The sequence below is a fragment of the Streptomyces sp. NBC_00637 genome (assembly GCF_045161545.1).
Lineage (GTDB): Bacteria > Actinomycetota > Actinomycetes > Streptomycetales > Streptomycetaceae > Streptomyces.
On sequence record NZ_CP109046.1, the window covers coordinates 739,206 to 754,581 of the forward strand.

At 72.2% G+C, this 15,376-nt stretch carries 13 protein-coding genes; 6 read left to right on the plus strand and 7 right to left on the minus strand.

Annotated features, from left to right (window positions below; all coding sequences use genetic code 11):
- Nucleotides 1-82: 82 nt before the first annotated feature.
- A complete protein-coding gene (locus OG440_RS03175) occupies nt 83-970 on the minus strand; it encodes a GNAT family N-acetyltransferase (RefSeq protein WP_406005277.1) in 888 nt (295 codons plus the stop codon).
- A gap of 237 nt (nt 971-1,207) precedes the next feature.
- On the opposite strand from OG440_RS03175, the gene OG440_RS03180 reads away from it, so the two are divergent.
- The gene (locus OG440_RS03180) at nt 1,208-2,299 is read left to right on the plus strand and encodes a PP2C family protein-serine/threonine phosphatase (protein ID WP_406005278.1); all 1,092 of its coding nucleotides are present in this window, start codon (nt 1,208-1,210) and stop codon (nt 2,297-2,299) included.
- Here the strand turns inward: OG440_RS03180 and OG440_RS03185 are convergent.
- Nucleotides 2,256-4,499 carry an MMPL family transporter gene (locus OG440_RS03185; protein ID WP_406005279.1) on the minus strand — a complete coding sequence of 748 codons (2,244 nt, stop codon included), beginning with the start codon at nt 4,497-4,499 and terminating at the stop codon, nt 2,256-2,258. The genes OG440_RS03180 and OG440_RS03185 overlap by 44 nt on opposite strands.
- A gap of 146 nt (nt 4,500-4,645) precedes the next feature.
- Here OG440_RS03185 and OG440_RS03190 point away from each other — a divergent pair, with 146 nt between their 5' ends.
- Together OG440_RS03190 and sthA are read left to right on the plus strand one after the other, a co-directional pair.
- Nucleotides 4,646-4,852: a hypothetical protein gene (locus tag OG440_RS03190; protein WP_355702865.1), complete on the plus strand. Its 207-nt coding sequence runs from the start codon at nt 4,646-4,648 to the stop codon at nt 4,850-4,852.
- Nucleotides 4,853-4,918: 66 nt separating this feature from the next.
- Complete coding sequence (sthA, locus tag OG440_RS03195; protein ID WP_406005280.1) at nt 4,919-6,322, plus strand: Si-specific NAD(P)(+) transhydrogenase; 1,404 nt, start codon at nt 4,919-4,921, stop codon at nt 6,320-6,322.
- Nucleotides 6,323-6,353: 31 nt separating this feature from the next.
- Here sthA and OG440_RS03200 read toward each other — a convergent pair whose 3' ends face one another.
- Nucleotides 6,354-6,815, minus strand: a complete 462-nt coding sequence (locus tag OG440_RS03200; protein ID WP_406005281.1) for a DUF5709 domain-containing protein — start codon at nt 6,813-6,815, stop codon at nt 6,354-6,356.
- Nucleotides 6,816-7,141: 326 nt separating this feature from the next.
- Here OG440_RS03200 and OG440_RS03205 point away from each other — a divergent pair, with 326 nt between their 5' ends.
- A complete protein-coding gene (locus OG440_RS03205) occupies nt 7,142-8,614 on the plus strand; it encodes an APC family permease (protein ID WP_406005282.1) in 1,473 nt (490 codons plus the stop codon).
- 11 nt (nt 8,615-8,625) lie between these two features.
- A complete protein-coding gene (locus tag OG440_RS03210; protein ID WP_406005283.1) occupies nt 8,626-9,594 on the plus strand; it encodes a hypothetical protein in 969 nt (322 codons plus the stop codon).
- A gap of 187 nt (nt 9,595-9,781) precedes the next feature.
- On the opposite strand, the gene OG440_RS03215 is transcribed toward OG440_RS03210, so the two are convergent.
- Complete coding sequence (locus OG440_RS03215; RefSeq protein ID WP_406005284.1) at nt 9,782-10,231, minus strand: carboxymuconolactone decarboxylase family protein; 450 nt, start codon at nt 10,229-10,231, stop codon at nt 9,782-9,784.
- Nucleotides 10,232-10,313: 82 nt separating this feature from the next.
- Here OG440_RS03215 and OG440_RS03220 point away from each other — a divergent pair, with 82 nt between their 5' ends.
- Entirely contained in the window at nt 10,314-11,222 is a 909-nt protein-coding gene (locus tag OG440_RS03220) for a sigma-70 family RNA polymerase sigma factor (RefSeq protein WP_406005285.1), read from the plus strand.
- Between the two features lie 61 nt (nt 11,223-11,283).
- Here OG440_RS03220 and prcB read toward each other — a convergent pair whose 3' ends face one another.
- The 3 genes from prcB to OG440_RS03235 all read right to left on the minus strand — a co-directional run bounded on the left by prcB (nt 11,284) and on the right by OG440_RS03235 (nt 15,345).
- On the minus strand, nt 11,284-12,147 hold the full coding sequence (gene prcB, locus OG440_RS03225) for a proteasome subunit beta (protein WP_406005286.1): 864 nt from the start codon (nt 12,145-12,147) through the stop codon (nt 11,284-11,286).
- A gap of 88 nt (nt 12,148-12,235) precedes the next feature.
- The gene (locus OG440_RS03230; protein ID WP_406005287.1) at nt 12,236-14,578 is read right to left on the minus strand and encodes a glycoside hydrolase family 65 protein; all 2,343 of its coding nucleotides are present in this window, start codon (nt 14,576-14,578) and stop codon (nt 12,236-12,238) included.
- Nucleotides 14,575-15,345 carry a beta-phosphoglucomutase family hydrolase gene (locus OG440_RS03235; protein ID WP_406005288.1) on the minus strand — a complete coding sequence of 257 codons (771 nt, stop codon included), beginning with the start codon at nt 15,343-15,345 and terminating at the stop codon, nt 14,575-14,577. The genes OG440_RS03230 and OG440_RS03235 overlap by 4 nt, the downstream gene beginning before the upstream one ends.
- Between the last annotated feature and the right edge of the window lie 31 nt (nt 15,346-15,376).

The following is a 15,376-nucleotide window of genomic DNA, read 5'->3' on the forward strand; positions in this document are numbered from 1 at the left end:
GGCCGAGGTCGCGGAGATCCGGTAAGGCGTGACCGGTACCGGGGGCTCGGCCGGCCGTCCGTGCGAGCCCCCGGCGCAGGCGTCAGCGGATCTCGAAGTTCACGCGCTCGCGCACGATCGGATAACCGGCCTTCGCGAAGTGTGCCGCCATCGGGAAGTTCCCCTGGTCGGTGGCGGCGGCGACGAACTCGGCTCCCTGCTCGACGAGATAGTGGGTGCACTCGGCGAGCAGGTCGTAGGCGTAGCCGTGACCCCGGTGGTCCGGCAGCACGCCGATGAAGCCCACGCAGGGTCCGGAGGGGTTGTGGGCCGGGATGTGGATGCCGGCCAGTTCTCCTCCCGGGGTACGGGCGACCTGCCACCACTCGCGCGGTGACGGGCACCAGCGGAAGAAGTCCATCTCCTCCTGGGCGGCCCGGTCGAGGCCCCCTTCCTCGATGGCCTTGCGGGCGTGGACGTCGAGGGTGTCGGAGTGGATGCGGCGCAGGGCGTCGAAGAACACCGCGTCGTCCGGTTCGGGGGCGTAGCGCAGGCGGCCGGGCCGGTCGGGCAGTCCGCACTCCGGGGTCCAGCGGTAAACGAAGCGTTCCACCAGCGGGGTGTGGCCGGCCGCGCCGGCGGCGGCGTGCCGGGCGTCGGCGGCGGCCCGCATGGCGGGGTCGTCGCGCCAGCCGCCCGGCATGACGAGTTCCAGGCCGACCTGCCAGGGGGCGGTGCGCAGCAGTTCGGCCGCGGCCTCCTCCTCGCCGTCGGCGAAGTCGAACCAGTGCACCACGAGTGGTTCGGTGTCCTCGGGCCCGCCCCACCAGGCGGCGCGGGCGACGACCCGGCCGTCCCGCAGGGCGACGCGCCTCCAGCCGGGCCGGTAGGTGATCTTGCCGAAGGCGTCGGCGGCGTGCAGCGGGTCGGGCAGGGTGTCGAACAGATGGGCGTCGCTCTCGTCGAGAGCGCGGATGACCAGATCGGTCACGGATTCCTCCGGGTCGCGTACGGCGTGGTGCGCTCCCGGGGGCGTCGGACGAGGGTCAGACGCGGCACGCCGGGGTCACGGAGCGGGAGCGCGGGATGAAGGTGGATCTCATGGCGCTCGCCTCCTTCCGTGGGTGTCCGGGCGTGCGATCACACGCTAGGGGATCCCCTTCGCTCACCGCCACCGGTTTTTCGGGGTGCGGCCGCCCCGACCACGGTGGAGCGTGGGGGTGTGGGTGTGGGACGGCTGCACGGGAACCGGCGGGGCTGGCTGCGGGGCGCGCCGCCGCCGCGCTGGGTGCGGGCGCTGCCGCTCCTCCTCGTCGCGGGCGTCTGCGCCGCCACACTGGCCAGCCCCGAGCCGCTGGACATCGGGTTCCTCCTGGGCGCGATCCCGCCGCTGGCGGTGCTGTCCTACGGTCCGGCGGCGACCGCGCTGCTCGGCGCTACGGTGGTCGTGATGCTCAACCTGCCCGCGTTCCAGCTCGACCAGCCGGGGCGGACCGATGTGCTGACGGTGTCGTTCGTCGCGGTGCTGAGCGTGTTCGTGGCGTTCGTCCGCCGCCGCCGGGACGCCCAGCTGGACACGGAACGCACGATCGCCGAGGCCGCGCAGAACGCGCTCGTGCCACCGGTCCCCGAGCGGGTGGGGCCGCTGCGCTGCGCCGGTCTGTACCGGGCGGCGCAGCGCGGGACGCTGGTCGGCGGTGACTTCTTCGACGTCCGGACGAGCGACCACGGGGTGCGGGCGGTGCTCGGGGACGTCCAGGGGCACGGACTGGCGGCGGTGGCGACGGTGGCCTCGCTCCTGGGGGCGTTCCGGGAGGCGGTGCTCGACCAGCCGGATCTGGCGCGGGTCGCCGCCCGGCTGGACCGGCGGCTGACCGTGGACTCGGCGCGGGTCACGCACGCGGAACTGTTCGCGACGGCTGTCCTGCTGGAGTTCACGCCGGACGCGGATGCCGTGAGCGTCGTCGTCTGCGGGCATCCCCCGCCGGTGCTGCCGCGCGGGGGCACGGCCACGGAGCTGGACGTCGTCCCGTGGACACCCCTGGGGCTCGGCCTCCCCGAGGGTGCCCCGCTCACCGCGCACGTGCTGCCGCTGCGCCCCGGCGACCGCCTCTTCCTGGCCTCCGACGGCGTCTCGGAGGCCCGGGACGCCGCGGGTGTCTTCTACCCGCTGCTCGACCGGCTGCCCGCCCTGGCCGCCGGCGCCGACCCGGCGGCGACGGCCGAGCGGGTGTGGACGGACGTCCTGGGCCACTGCCCCGCCGTCCGCGACGACGTCACGATGCTCGTGCTCGCGCCGGTGGGTCGGGCGGACCGCTGAGGGTCTCCGCGTCGCCCTCCGCGTCGATGTGCGGCAGGATCCGGTCCAGCCAGCGCGGCGTCCACCAGGCGTGCGCGCCCAGCAGGGTCATGACGGCGGGCACCATGAGCAGCCGGACCACGGTGGCGTCGATCAGGACGCTGACGGCGAGGCCCAGGCCCAGCATCTTGACGACGATGTTGTCGCTGATGATGAACGCCGCGAACACGCTCACCATGATCAGGGCCGCGCAGGTGATGACCCGGGCGGTGATCTCCAGGGCGTGGGCGACGGAGTCCTTGGCGTCGCCGGTGCGCAGCCAGGCCTCGTGCACCCGGGACAGCAGGAAGATCTCGTAGTCCATGCTGAGGCCGAAGATGATCGCGAACATCATCATCGGCACATAGCTCTCGATGGGCACGTCACCGTGCACGCCCAGCGCGGGCCCGCCCCAGCCCCACTGGAAGACGGCGACGACGACGCCGTACGAGGCGGTGATCGACAGGACGTTGAGGACGGCGGCCTTCACCGCGACGAGGAGCCCGCGGAACACGGCGAGGATGATCAGGAAGGCGAGGAGGACGACCACGCCGATGATCAGGGGCAGCCGGGCGGCGACGATGTCCCGGAAGTCGACCTGGGCGGCGGTGGTGCCGGTGACATAGCCCTTGGCGTCGTAGCCGGAGACCGCGTCGGGGAGGGTGTCGTCGACGAGCCGGTTCGTGAGGTCGGTGGTGCTCGCGTCCTGCGGGGCCTGCTGGGAGTAGACGGTCGCGAGCAGCACGTCGCCGTCGCTGGTGGGGGTCAGCGGGGTGACCGTGGCCGCGCCGGACACCGCGCTCAGCGTCTTCTGCGCCTGGGTGGAGAGGTCGGAGCGCTTGTCTGACGGCACGGACGTCTGATCGATGACGACGGTGAGGGGGCCGTTGGAGCCGGGTCCGAAGGCGTCGGTCATCAGGTCGTAGGCCCGCCGGTCGGTGAAGGAGGTCGGGTCGGCGCCGTCGCCGATGTGACCGAGCTGGATGGAGAAGACCGGGATCGCGAGGATCGCGATGACGGCCACGCCGGCGCCCAGGTACTCCCAGGGCCTGCGCTCGACGCGCTTGGCGTAGCGGTGCCAGGTGCCGTGCGGGACGGCGCCCGGTGCGGCGTCGGTCTCGGCGACCGGCTTGCGGACGTGGTAGCGGTCGATGCGTCTGCCGATGAGCCCGAGGAGGGCCGGAACGAGCGTGAGGGCGCCGATGACGGCGGTGACGACGGTGACGGCGGCGGCGAGTCCGAGTTTGCCGATGAAGGACACCCCGGACGCGTACAGACCGAAGAGCGCGATGATCACCGTGGTGCCGGAGACCAGCACGGCGCGACCGCTGGTGGCGTTGGCGTGTCCGGCGGCCTCGGCGGGATCCGCGCCGTCCATCAGGTTCTGCCGGTGCCGGGTGGTCAGGAAGAGGGCGTAGTCGATGCCGACGCCGAGTCCGATCATGGTGGCGAGGGTCGGCGAGACGGTGGCGAAGGTGAAGGCGGCGGCCAGCAGCCCGAGGGAGGCGAGGCCGCCGACCACGCTGATCAGGGCGGTGACCAGGGGCAGTCCGGCCGCGATCACGCTGCCGAAGCCGACGAGCAGGACGACGATGGCGACGGCGAAGCCGATCACCTCGCTGATCCGGTCGTTCGCGGCGGGCCGGGCGAGCTCACCGAGCGAACCGCCGTACTCGACGTCGGCGCCGGCCGCCCGCAGCGGCTGGACGGCCTTGTCGACGCCGCTCAGGTAGTCGTCGCCGAGGGTGGACGGCTGCACGTCGAAGCGGATGGTGACGTACGCGGTCTTGCCGTCGCCCGACACCGGGCCGACCTTCGAGGACGTGACGGAGAGCGGGTTCTGGGCGCTGAGCACATGGGGGAGCTTCTGGAGGTCGCCGACGGCCGTGGACAGCGGGGAACTCAGGGTGCTCACGGGCTGGTCGTCGTGCAGGACGATCTGGCTGCTGTAGCCGCCGGCCTGCGGGTCGTGCTCCTTCAGGACGTCCAGGCCGTCCGTGGACTGCACGCCCGGCAGCTGGAAGTCGTCCTCGTAGGTGCCGCCGACGGAGCGGTTGGCCACCTGGAGGGCGACGACGGCCACGAGCCAGGCGATGATGACGATCAGGAAGTGACGGGCGCACCAGGCGCCGAGCCTGCGCAGTGCCCCGCGGCGCGGGGTGCCGGCGGTGGTGGGTGCCATAGCGTCATTACACGTCGGACCGATCTTCCCGGCATCTCGGTCCGGGCTGATCGGATTGCAGGGTGCGGCTCCAGGATGAATGGTGTTAGTGGACCCGATGACCGCACCGGGCCGAAGCCTCCCTTCGGACGCGAGGAGCAGACACCATGCCGACGTCAGAACCAGGCGCCGCCCAGCCCTCCCCGGACCGCGCCACCCCCGACAAACTGCTCCACACGCGTACCGGCACCGAGGTGTCGCCTGAGGACATGGTCCTCGCCACCGGCCGGGACATCACCCCGCGCAACCTCGAGTGGGCGCGGCGCAAGCTGGCCGAGGAGGGCCCCAGCGCGATCGAGAAGCTGCTTCCCTAGCGAGCGACCAGGAGGATCGGGGCTCACCCTTTCGCGTCGGGGCCTGTGGCTGCCAGACTCGGGAGGGTGCCCGACTTCGACATGCTCGTCCTCGGATCAGGTCCCGGCGGTCAGAAGGCCGCCATCGCCGCGGCCAAACTGGGCCGCCGGGTGGCCGTCGTCGACCGCCCCGACATGGTCGGCGGGGTCTCCCTCCACACCGGCACCATTCCCTCCAAGACGCTGCGCGAGGCGGTGCTGTATCTCACCGGTCTCACCCAGCGGGACCTGTACGGACAGAGCTACCGCCTCAAGGAGAACATCACCGTCGCCGATCTGACGGCCCGTACCGAGCATGTGGTGGGGCGTGAGATCGACGTCATCCGCAGCCAGTTGTCCCGCAACCACGTCGCGCTGTTCGCCGGTACCGGCCGGTTCGTCGATCCCCATACCGTCGCGCTGCGCGAGGTGACCGGGCAGGAGCGGCTGATCGGCGCCGAGCACGTCGTGATCGCCACCGGGACGCGGCCTGCGCGGCCGGACAGCGTGGAGTTCGACGGGCGGACCATCCTCGACTCCGACAACGTCCTGACGATCGAGCGGGTTCCGCAGTCGATGGTGATCGTCGGCGCCGGTGTGATCGGCATGGAGTACGCGTCCATGTTCGCCGCGCTGGGCAGCAAGGTCACGGTGGTGGAGAAGCGGGCCGGGATGCTCGACATGTGCGACGTCGAGGTCATCGAGTCGCTCAAGTACCACCTGCGGGACCTGGCGGTGACCTTCCGTTTCGGGGAGACCGTCGCCGCCGTGGAACGGCATGCGCGGGGCGCGCTGACCGTCCTGGAGAGCGGCAAGAAGATCCCGGCGGACGCGGTGATGTACTCGGCGGGCCGGCAGGGCCTGACCGACGATCTCGACCTGGGCAAGGCCGGGTTGACGGCGGACCGGCGCGGCCGGATCGAGGTCGACGAGCACTACCGCACCCCGGTCGAGCACATCTACGCCGTGGGCGACGTCATCGGTTTCCCGGCGCTCGCGGCGACGGCGATGGAGCAGGGCCGCGCGGCCGCGTATCACGCGTGCGGCGAGCCCGTCGGGCAGATGCACCACCTCCAGCCCATCGGCATCTACACGATCCCGGAGATCAGCTTCGTGGGGCGGACCGAGGATCAGCTCACCGAGGAGAGCGTGCCGTTCGAGGTCGGCATAGCCCGTTACCGCGAACTGGCCCGGGGCCAGATCATCGGCGACGCCCACGGCATGCTGAAGCTGCTGGTCTCGCCCGGGGACCGGAAGCTGCTCGGGGTGCACTGCTTCGGCACCGGGGCGACCGAGCTGATCCATATCGGGCAGTCGGTGATGGGCTGCGGCGGGACCGTCGACTACCTGGTCGACGCGGTGTTCAACTACCCCACGCTGGCGGAGTCGTACAAGGTCGCCGCCCTCGACGCCACCAACCGGCTGCGGCAGTTGGACCGCATCGGGGACTGAGCGGCGACGGGGCGGCGGAACCGGGCGGCGTTCACTCCTCGACGATGTGGACGGCGGCCTCCTCGGCGCCCGCGGCCCCGCCGTCGATGCCGACGTCCCGGGCGATCTCCTCCTTGACGGCGTCGGGGTGGGCGCCCTCGTCGGGGGCGACCAGCCGGCCCGCGCGCCGGTCACCGGCCTCGGGATCGACGGGTTCGCCCTCGCCGTCGGGGAGGTCGCCGATGTCGTCGCCCGCCGGTTCCGACACGTCCGGCACCTCCTGGGCGAGGCGCTGGTCGAGGTTCTCGCCCTCGTGCTGTTCGGCCGCGGTGGTGCCGTACTTGGTCACCCCGAGCGGCTTCTCCGGCGGGGAGTAGCCCTCGTCGAGGGTGTCGTCGTAGGTGCGTTCGCCGACGGCGTCCTGGAGGTCGAGCGGAGCGGCGTCCTGCTGTTCCTCGTTCGTTCCGGTGGGCTGGTAGACGTCGTCGCCCATCGCCTCGGACTCCGTACCCATGGGTTCCTCCTCGCCGTTCGGGGGTGCTGTCTCCCCGTCCGCGTTTCCCGTGCGGCCCGCTCCAATCGCGGCACATGCCACCCGCACGAGCGGCCGCGGAGATTACCCACAGGTCAATCTTGAAACCTCAATCGTTAGGGCTATAGTCACTCGCACACTCGGTGTGACCGTCCGCCCACGCAGTGCCGGAACGGTACCCTCCGCGCTTTCCCCGCCGACGTTCTCCGAGGTCACCCCTCTCGACGCGCGGCGGCGCTCCATCCACCCCCCATGGCCGCCGGGTCGTCCCCGCCCGGGCGGCGTGCACGACGGAAAGCAGCGCAACCATGAGCAACAGCACCGGAAGAGGCCTTCAGGCGAACGTCCTGGGCACCTTCGACACGGTGGTGATGGCGGTCGCCGGCAGCGCGCCGGCCTACTCCATCGCCGCCACCACGGCCGTTCTGGCCGGCGCCGTGGGACTGGCCGGACCGGCGGCGCTGCTGTACTGCGCGATACCGATGCTGGGCATCGCGCTGGCCTTCAGCCGGCTCAGCCGGATCGACGTCAACGCGGGCGCCAGTTACTCCTGGGTGGGGCGCACGCTCCATCCCTTCCTGGGCTTCATCAGCGGGTGGGCGCTGGTGATCTCGGCGACCATCTTCATGGTGGCGGGATCGCTGCCGGCCGGGTCGATGACGCTCGCCCTGTTCGACGAGGGCCTCGCCGACAACACCGCGCTGTCGACGGTCGTCGGCGCCGCCTGGTTCCTGATCATGCTGGCCGTGGTGCTGGGCGGGGCCCGGCTCACCGTGCGCGCGCAGCTCATCATGTCGGGTGTGGAACTGGCGATCCTGGCGCTGTTCGCGGTGCTCGCCCTCTTCCACACGGACAACTCGCTTCCGTTCGACTGGTCCTGGCTCGGATTCGGCCACTTCGACGGCGTGTCCGGCTTCGCGTCGGGCGCACTGGTCGCCGCCTTCTACTACTGGGGCTGGGACGTGACCAGCAACCTCAGTGAGGAGACCCGCAACAGCCGCCGTACGACCGGCCTCGCGGGACTCATCGGGGTGGGCATCGTCTTCCTCCTCTTCGAGGTCTTCACCATCGCGGTGAACGTCATCCTCAGCTCGCAGCGGATCGAGGACAACGGCGCGAACGTGCTGGCGGCGCTGGGCGAGGAGGTGTGGCCGGGCTGGGGCGGCAAGGTGCTGATCGTCGCCGTGATGCTGTCCACCGTGGCCACCCTGGAGACGACCCTGATCCAGGTCACGCGCTCGCTGTTCGCGATGGGCCGGGACCGTACGATGCCGTCCGCGCTGGGCCGCGTGCACCGCACCTGGAACACCCCCTGGGTGGCGATCGCGGTGGTGGGCGGGGTGGCGCTGGTGCTGTTCGTCGCCTCCAACGCGCTGGGCTCGGTGGGCGACATCCTCGCCGACGCCATCTCGGCGATCGGGCTCCAGATCGCGATCTACTACGGGCTGGCGGGCCTGGCGGCGGTCGTCGCGTACCGCAAGACCCTGCTGAAGTCCCCCTCCGACTTCCTCCTGGGCGGGCTGTGGCCGCTGTTCGGAGCCGTGTTCATGTTCTGGATCTTCGTGGAGTCGCTCGGTCAGCTGGACCCCGCGGCGGTCGCCATCGGCATCGGCGGGCTCGCCGTGGGACTGGTGCCGATGCTCTGGTACTGGCGGCAGGGCAGCGACTACTACCGGCCCGCCCGGCTGGACGCCTCGCGCACCGTCGAGGCCGGCTACGTGCCCGAGGGCCTCCCGGCGGCGCACTCCGCCGGCCACGAGGGTCTGTCCACCGACTTCTGAGAGGGGACCTGATGGCGCGCGACCGCTTCGCTCCCGACTTCGACCCCGACTGCGGGGACGCTCCCCTCTCCTCCACCCGGCACGACATCGTCATCGGCCGCTGGCAGGGCCCGCGGGACCTGCTGCGCGCCACCGGCCCCGACTGGCTCGCCCGCGGTCACCGGGTCCGGCTGCTGGCGCAGGCCTGCGCGGGCAGTTCGACGGTGGAGACCTGGCTGGCCGCCGAACCGCACAGTGCCGACGCGCTGGTCCTGCGAGCGGCCACGGAGACCGCCCGGGCGTTCAACCTGGCGATCACCGCGGGCCGAGGCGCGCCGATCGACCAGACCCGGATCGACGGCGCGGTGCTGGCCTGCCTGTCCGCCGCGGAGGCGTATCCGGACGACCCGACGCCGTGGACCTCGCTGATCTCGGTGGCCCGCCTCTATCCGGCCGGGGTGCGCCGCCGGGAACTGGCCCGCTGGTGGGACGAGTTGCACCAGCGGGATCCGTACAGCATGGAGGGGCACCTCCAGGTGCTGCACTACTACTCCGCCCGCTGGCACGGCTCGCACGGGCTGATGTACGACTTCGCCCGTGACGCGGCGGGCTCGGCCCCGCCGGGCTGTCCGCTGCCGGTGCTGGTGCAGTACGCGCGCGTGGAGGAGTTCCGCCACGCCCTGGACACCCGGGATGACCGCTCCACCGCGGTGGGCCTGGGCCAGCACTGGAACAACGACGGGGCCGTCAGCGACGTCCGCCGCACCTGGGAACGCTGGATCATGGGCCGCAAGGAGGACCACGTCGCACCCGGAGAGCTGCGGGACGTCAACTACCTCGCCCACGCCGCGTGTTCGGCGGGTATCGCGGAGGTGGCCACGCCGCTGCTGCGGATCCTCGGCCACCGGGTGACCCGTACGCCCTGGTCGTACACCGGCGATCCGGTCCAGCAGATCGCCCGACGGCGCAAGGAGTGGGGGGTGCGCGACGCAGACCGGTGACTCCCCGCCGCACGGCTGCGCGATCACCCGGCGCGCGGCAACCGGCGGGGTCCCGGCGCCCGGTGGCCGCACGCCCGTCACGGGTGACGGAGGGTCACCACGGAGATCCGGCGGCGGTGAGCCCGTCCTCCGGGGCGGGCTCACCGGGCGGTACGCCGAGGCCCATGAGCGCGCACCCCGTGCCCGCTCACCAGGTCTTGCCGGCCTGCTCCCGGATGGTGTGGTTGATCCGGTTGAAGAAGTTGGTCATCGCGATCTCCAGGATGATCGCGGACAACTGCTCCTCGCCGAAGTGGTCGGCGACGGCGTCCCAGATCTCGTCGGTCACGCCCGCCGCGCCGTCCTGGATCCGGGTCGCCGCCTCGGTCAGCGCGAGCGCCGCCCGCTCCTCGTCGGTGAAGAAGGGCGTCTCGCGCCAGGTGCCCACGCTGTGCAGCCGCCGGTCGGTCTCTCCGTGCTTCTTCGCCGCCTCGACACCGGCGTACACACACGGGCCGCATCCGTTGATCTGGCTGGCCCGCAGGTGGACCAGTTCGAGCAGGCGCGGGTCGACTCCCCCCGCCTGGATCGCCTTGACGAGGTGCTGGATCGCGGTGATGACGTCGTGATTCGCCGGGCTCTTCATGCGTGCTTCCATCGATGCCGCTCCTTCATCGGTTACCTGTGCCCTCGCAGGCCCGTCATCCTCATGACGGAGCAGAGCCAGGGAAGGTAACAACATGTCCGACACCACCCCGAAGGACCCGACGGACCCGGCAGACCCGGCGGCGGAGGCGTTCGCGGTGTTCGAGGCCGAGCGCGACCGGCTGCGCGCGGTCGCCCACCGCATGCTCGGATCGCACGCCGACGCGGAGGACGTGGTCCAAGAGGCCTGGCTGCGGCTCTCGCGCCAGGACACGGCGGCCATCGGCAACCTCGCCGGCTGGCTGACCACGGTGGTCGGCCGGATCAGCCTCGACATCCTGCGAGCACGCCGGACCCGCCCCGAGGCGTCCTACGACGACGGGATGCCGCCCGAGCTCCTGGTGACCGTCGACGACGGCCCCGCCCCGGAGGACGACGCGGTGCTGGCCGACTCGGTCGGCGACGCCCTCCTCGTCGTCCTGGAGTCGCTGCGGCCGAGCGAACGGCTGGCGTTCGTGCTGCACGACCTGTTCGCGGTGCCGTTCGACGAGATCGGCCGGATACTCGGCAAGTCCACCGCCGCCACCAAAATGCTCGCCAGCCGTGCCCGCCGAAAAGTGCGGGCGGGCGAGATGTCGACGATCGTCGGACAGGAGCGGCGGAAGGTCGTCCAGGCCTTTCTGACGGCGGCCCGCGAGGGCGACTTCGAGGGGCTGCTGCGCGTGCTCGACCCCGAGGTGCGTCTGGCCGTCGACACCCCCGACGGCATGATCGTCACCCTTGGCGCCACCCGGGTCGCGGCCGGCGCGCAACTGTCCGCCGGTGCGGCGGCGCGGGGGCGGGCGGTGCTCGTGGGCGGCCTTCCCGGGCTCGTGGCCTGGCGCGAGGACGGTTCTCCGCTCTCCGTCATGGCCTTCACCGTCGTCGACGGCCGGATCACCGACATCACGATCGTGACCGGTGCGGCCAGGCTCGCCGCGATGGACCTGCCGGAACCCGGGTGAGGTCCGGTCGGGCCGGGCCCCGTCCCCCGCGTGGACCCGGCCGGGCCACGGCCGTCGTCCGCTACGCGTGCGGTTCGGTGGCGTGCGGACCGTCCGGCCTGCCGCGGCGCTGCTCGACCATCTCGTGGCTGAGTTGCTCCGTCTCCGTCTCGGGCAGCCGCTCGAAGCCCTCCTCGGTGATGACCGAGACGATCGGGAAGATACGGCGGCCGATGTCGGGGCCGCCGGTCGCCGAGTCGTCGTCGGCCGCGTCGTACAGCGCGTGGAGGGCGGCCAGGGCCGCCTCGCGCCGGGACATGCCGGCACGGTACAGCTTCTTCAACGCCCCGCGGGCGTAGGGGGATCCGGAGCCCTCGGCGTGGAAGGGCGTCTGCTCGTACAGGCCGCCCACCACGTCGAAGCTGAAGATGCGGCCCCCGGCCCTCGGGGCGGCGGCCGTGTCGTAGCCCGCGAGGAGCGGGACGACGGCGAGGCCCTGCATGGCCTGGTCGAGGTTCTGCCGGATCATCGTGGCCAGTCTGCGCGCCTTGGCGCCGAGGGTCATGGGCACGCCCTCGACCTTCTCGAAGTGCGTCAGCTCGACCTGGTACAGCTTCACCATGTCCACGGCGAGTCCGACGGTGCCGGCGAAGGCGACGGCGGTGTGGTCGTCCGCCGGGTGCACCTTCTCCAGGTCGCGCTGCGCGATGAGGTTGCCCATCGTGGCCCGGCGGTCGCCGGCGAGCAGCACGCCGTCGCGGTAGACGAGGGCCAGTACCGTCGTCCCGTGCGGGAAGCCGTCCGGGGCGGCGCGGACGCCGCCGGCGAACCGGCCGCGCGTCGGCAGCAGTTCGGGGCGGTGCGCCGCCAGGAAGTCGCTGAACGACGAGCCGCCCGCCGTGAGGAACTCGTCCGCGAGCCGCCCTTCGTGCCCGCCCTCCGCCATGCCGCTTCCCCTCGCCGACGCCCGGGACACCCCACTACCTACCAGCGCCCGGCGGCCGGGAAACACACCGCCGGCCGCCGGCCGGGGCTCAGCGGGTGTTCGGTCCCCGGTGCGGGGGCTGCCGGGGGGCCGGCCGGTCCGGGGTGGGCGGGACGGCGCGTACGACGGGGCCGTCGCCGTTGACCAGCACGGGATCGCCATGGTGACGGATCGTCAGGGGCGAGCCGGACAGCAGGGTGTACGCGGCCTTGTCCGGGCCGATCTCCACCCGCAGGCGGCGCCCGAGCAGCTGGACGCTGAAGGCGAGCCGGCTCAGCCTCTCCGGCAGCCGCGGGGCGAACCGCAGGCCCTCGCTGTCACCGCGCAGCCCCCCGAAGCCGGCGACCAGGGCCATCCAGGTGCCCGCCAGGGACGCGATGTGCAACCCGTCGCGGGTGTTGTGCTCCAGGTCGGCCAGGTCCATCAGGGCGGCCTCGGTCGTGTAGTCGTAGGCCAGCCCCAGGTGGCCGGCCTGTGCGGCGATCACCGCCTGGCAGCAGGCCGAGAGGGAGGAGTCGCGGACGGTCAGCGGCTCGTAGTAGGCGAAGTTGCGGGCGATCTGCTCCTCGTCGAAGTGGTCCGCGCAGGTGTACATCGCCAGGACCAGGTCGGCCTGCTTGACGACCTGTTTGCGGTACAGGTCGAAGTAGGGGAAGTTGAGCAGCAGGGGGTACTGGTCGGGGCGGGTGGCGTCGAAGTCCCACTGCTGGTAGCGGGTGAAGCCCGCGTGCTGTTCGTGCACGCCGAGTTCGTGGTTGTAGGGCACGTGCACCGCTTCGGCCGCGTCCCGCCAGGCCGCGCTCTCCTCCTCGTCCACGCCGAGCCGGGCGGCCTCGCCCCGGTGCCGTGCCACGGCGTCGGCGGCGGCGAGGAGGTTCGCCCGGGCCATGAGGTTGGTGTAGGTGTTGTCGTCGGCGACCGCGCTGTACTCGTCGGGTCCGGTGACGCCGTCGATGTGGAAGGTGCCGTGCGCGTCGTGGTGGCCGAGCGAGCGCCACAGCCGGGCGGTCTCCACCAGGAGTTCGACGCCGGTGGCCGCCTCGAAGTCCCGGTCCCCGGTCGCCGTGACGTACCGGACCACGGCGTCGGCGATGTCGGCGTTGACGTGGAAGGCGGCCGTTCCGGCCGGCCAGTACGCCGAGCCCTCCGAGCCCTCGATCGTCCGCCAGGGGAACGCGGCGCCGCGCAGGCCGAGTTGGGTGGCCCGCTCGCGGGCGGCGGGCAGGGTGTTCTGCCGCCAGCGCAGGGCTTCGGCGACGGCGCCCGGCGCGGTGTAGGTCAGCAGGGGCAGCACGAAGGTCTCGGTGTCCCAGAAGGCGTGGCCGTCGTAGCCGGACCCGGTCAGCCCCTTGGCAGGGATGGCGCGTTGTTCGGCGCGGGCGCCGGCCTGGAGCACGTGGAAGAGGGCGAAGCGGACGGCCTGCTGGATCTCCTCGTCGCCGTCGACCTCCACGTCCGCGCGGGACCAGAAGTCGTCGAGGTAGGCGCGCTGGTCCTCCAGGAGACCCGCCCAGCCGCTGTGTCCGGCCGCCGCGAGGGCCGCCTCCACCTGGTCGCTCATCGCGGGCCGGGAGCGGGCGCCGGACCAGCCGTGCGCGACGAGCTTCTCCACCCGCAGCCGCTCTCCGGGCTCCAGTACGGAGGTGACGGTGAGCCGGGCGACGTCGACGTTGCTCTCGCTGTCGACGGTGGTCCGGTCCGGGCCGGTGACCTCGTGGTCGGCGGCCACGGCCACCCGCAGCCCGCTGCGCCTGGTGCGGTGGACGAGCCGCAGCCGACAGCCGACGGCCACGTCCTCCTCCGGCTCCAGCGGCGACTTCAGGGCGCGGGCCGCGCGCGGGTCGCCGTTCGGGTCGGGGAGGCTCTCGTTGGTGACCAGCTCGGACTGGATCACCACCCGGGAGCTGCTGCCGACGGCCTCCACCTCGTAGGCGACGGCGGCCACGGCCCGTTGGGTGAGCGACACCAGCCGGGTCGAGCGCACCCGGACCGTCGACCCGGCGGGCGAGGTCCACTCGCAGGTCCGCTCCAGCACGCCCCGCCGCAGGTCGAGCACCCGCTCGTGCGCGACGAGCCGCCCGTAGCGCAGGTCGAACGGCTCGTCGTCGACGAGCAGCCGGAGAATCTTGCCGTTGGTGACGTTGATGACGGTCTGGCCGGACTCCGGGTAGCCGTAGCCGGCCTCGGCGTACGGCAGCGGGTGCAGTTCGTGGACGCCGTTGAGGTAGGCGCCGGGCAGCCCGTGCGGCTCGCCCTCGTCCAGGTTGCCGCGCCAGCCGACGTGCCCGTTGGAGAGCGCGAAGACGGACTCGCTCTGCGCCAGGACGTCGAGGTCGAGCCGTGTCTCGCGCACGCACCAGGGCTCGACGGCGTAGGACCGGTCCGTGATCACGCCCGCCCTCCCCCGTCGACGCCGTCCGTGAGGTCCGCGAGGTCCGCGAGGTCCTTCACCACGATGTCCGCGCCGTGCGTGTACAGCGCGTCGGTCTGCCCGACGCGGTCGACGCCGACGACGTACCCGAAGTTCCCGGCGCGGCCCGCGTCCATCCCGGCCAGCGCGTCCTCGAAGACGGCCGCCCTCGACGGCTCGACGCCGAGGTCGTGGGCCGCGGCCAGGAACGTGTCGGGGCGGGGCTTGCCCGGGAGGTTCCGCTCGGCCGCCACGACCCCGTCGATCCGTACCTCGAAGAGCTGCTCGGCGTCGATCGAGCGCAGTACGTCGCGGGTGTTGGCGCTGGAGGAGACGATCGCCGTCCGCAGACCACGCGCGCGTGCCGCCGCTATGTAGCGCAGGGTGCCGTCGTACGGCTCGACGCCCTGGGCGCGGATCTTCTCCAGCAGCAGTTCGTTCTTGCGGTTGCCCAGCCCGTGGACGGTCGCCGCGTCGGGCGGGTCACCGGGTTCGCCCTCGGGCAGTTCGATGCCCCGGGAGGCGAGGAAGGTGCGGACGCCGTCGGCGCGGGGGCGGCCGTCGACGTACTCGCCGTAGTCGTGGGCCTCGTCGAACGGCCGGAAGTCGTCGCCCCCGCGCGTGTACAGGAACGCGTCGAAGGTCTCCTTCCAGGCCGCCGCGTGCACCACGGCCGTTCGGGTGACGACCCCGTCGAGGTCGAACAGACAGGCCTGGATCGTTTCGGGGAGACCGAGCGTCGACGTCATACGCCCCTGATTCCCCCACATCGGCCCCCTC

What these genes read in the sequence shown, in the direction of transcription:
- OG440_RS03185 (WP_406005279.1), bottom strand. Translation starts at nt 4,499, where the DNA reads ATGGCACCCACCACCGCCGGCACCCCGCGCCGCGGGGCACTGCGCAGG.
- OG440_RS03190 (WP_355702865.1), top strand. Translation starts at nt 4,646, where the DNA reads ATGCCGACGTCAGAACCAGGCGCCGCCCAGCCCTCCCCGGACCGCGCC.
- OG440_RS03200 (WP_406005281.1), bottom strand. Translation starts at nt 6,815, where the DNA reads ATGGGTACGGAGTCCGAGGCGATGGGCGACGACGTCTACCAGCCCACC.
- OG440_RS03205 (WP_406005282.1), top strand. Translation starts at nt 7,142, where the DNA reads ATGAGCAACAGCACCGGAAGAGGCCTTCAGGCGAACGTCCTGGGCACC.
- OG440_RS03210 (WP_406005283.1), top strand. Translation starts at nt 8,626, where the DNA reads ATGGCGCGCGACCGCTTCGCTCCCGACTTCGACCCCGACTGCGGGGAC.
- OG440_RS03215 (WP_406005284.1), bottom strand. Translation starts at nt 10,231, where the DNA reads ATGGAAGCACGCATGAAGAGCCCGGCGAATCACGACGTCATCACCGCG.
- OG440_RS03220 (WP_406005285.1), top strand. Translation starts at nt 10,314, where the DNA reads ATGTCCGACACCACCCCGAAGGACCCGACGGACCCGGCAGACCCGGCG.
- prcB (WP_406005286.1), bottom strand. Translation starts at nt 12,147, where the DNA reads ATGGCGGAGGGCGGGCACGAAGGGCGGCTCGCGGACGAGTTCCTCACG.
- OG440_RS03235 (WP_406005288.1), bottom strand. Translation starts at nt 15,345, where the DNA reads ATGACGTCGACGCTCGGTCTCCCCGAAACGATCCAGGCCTGTCTGTTC.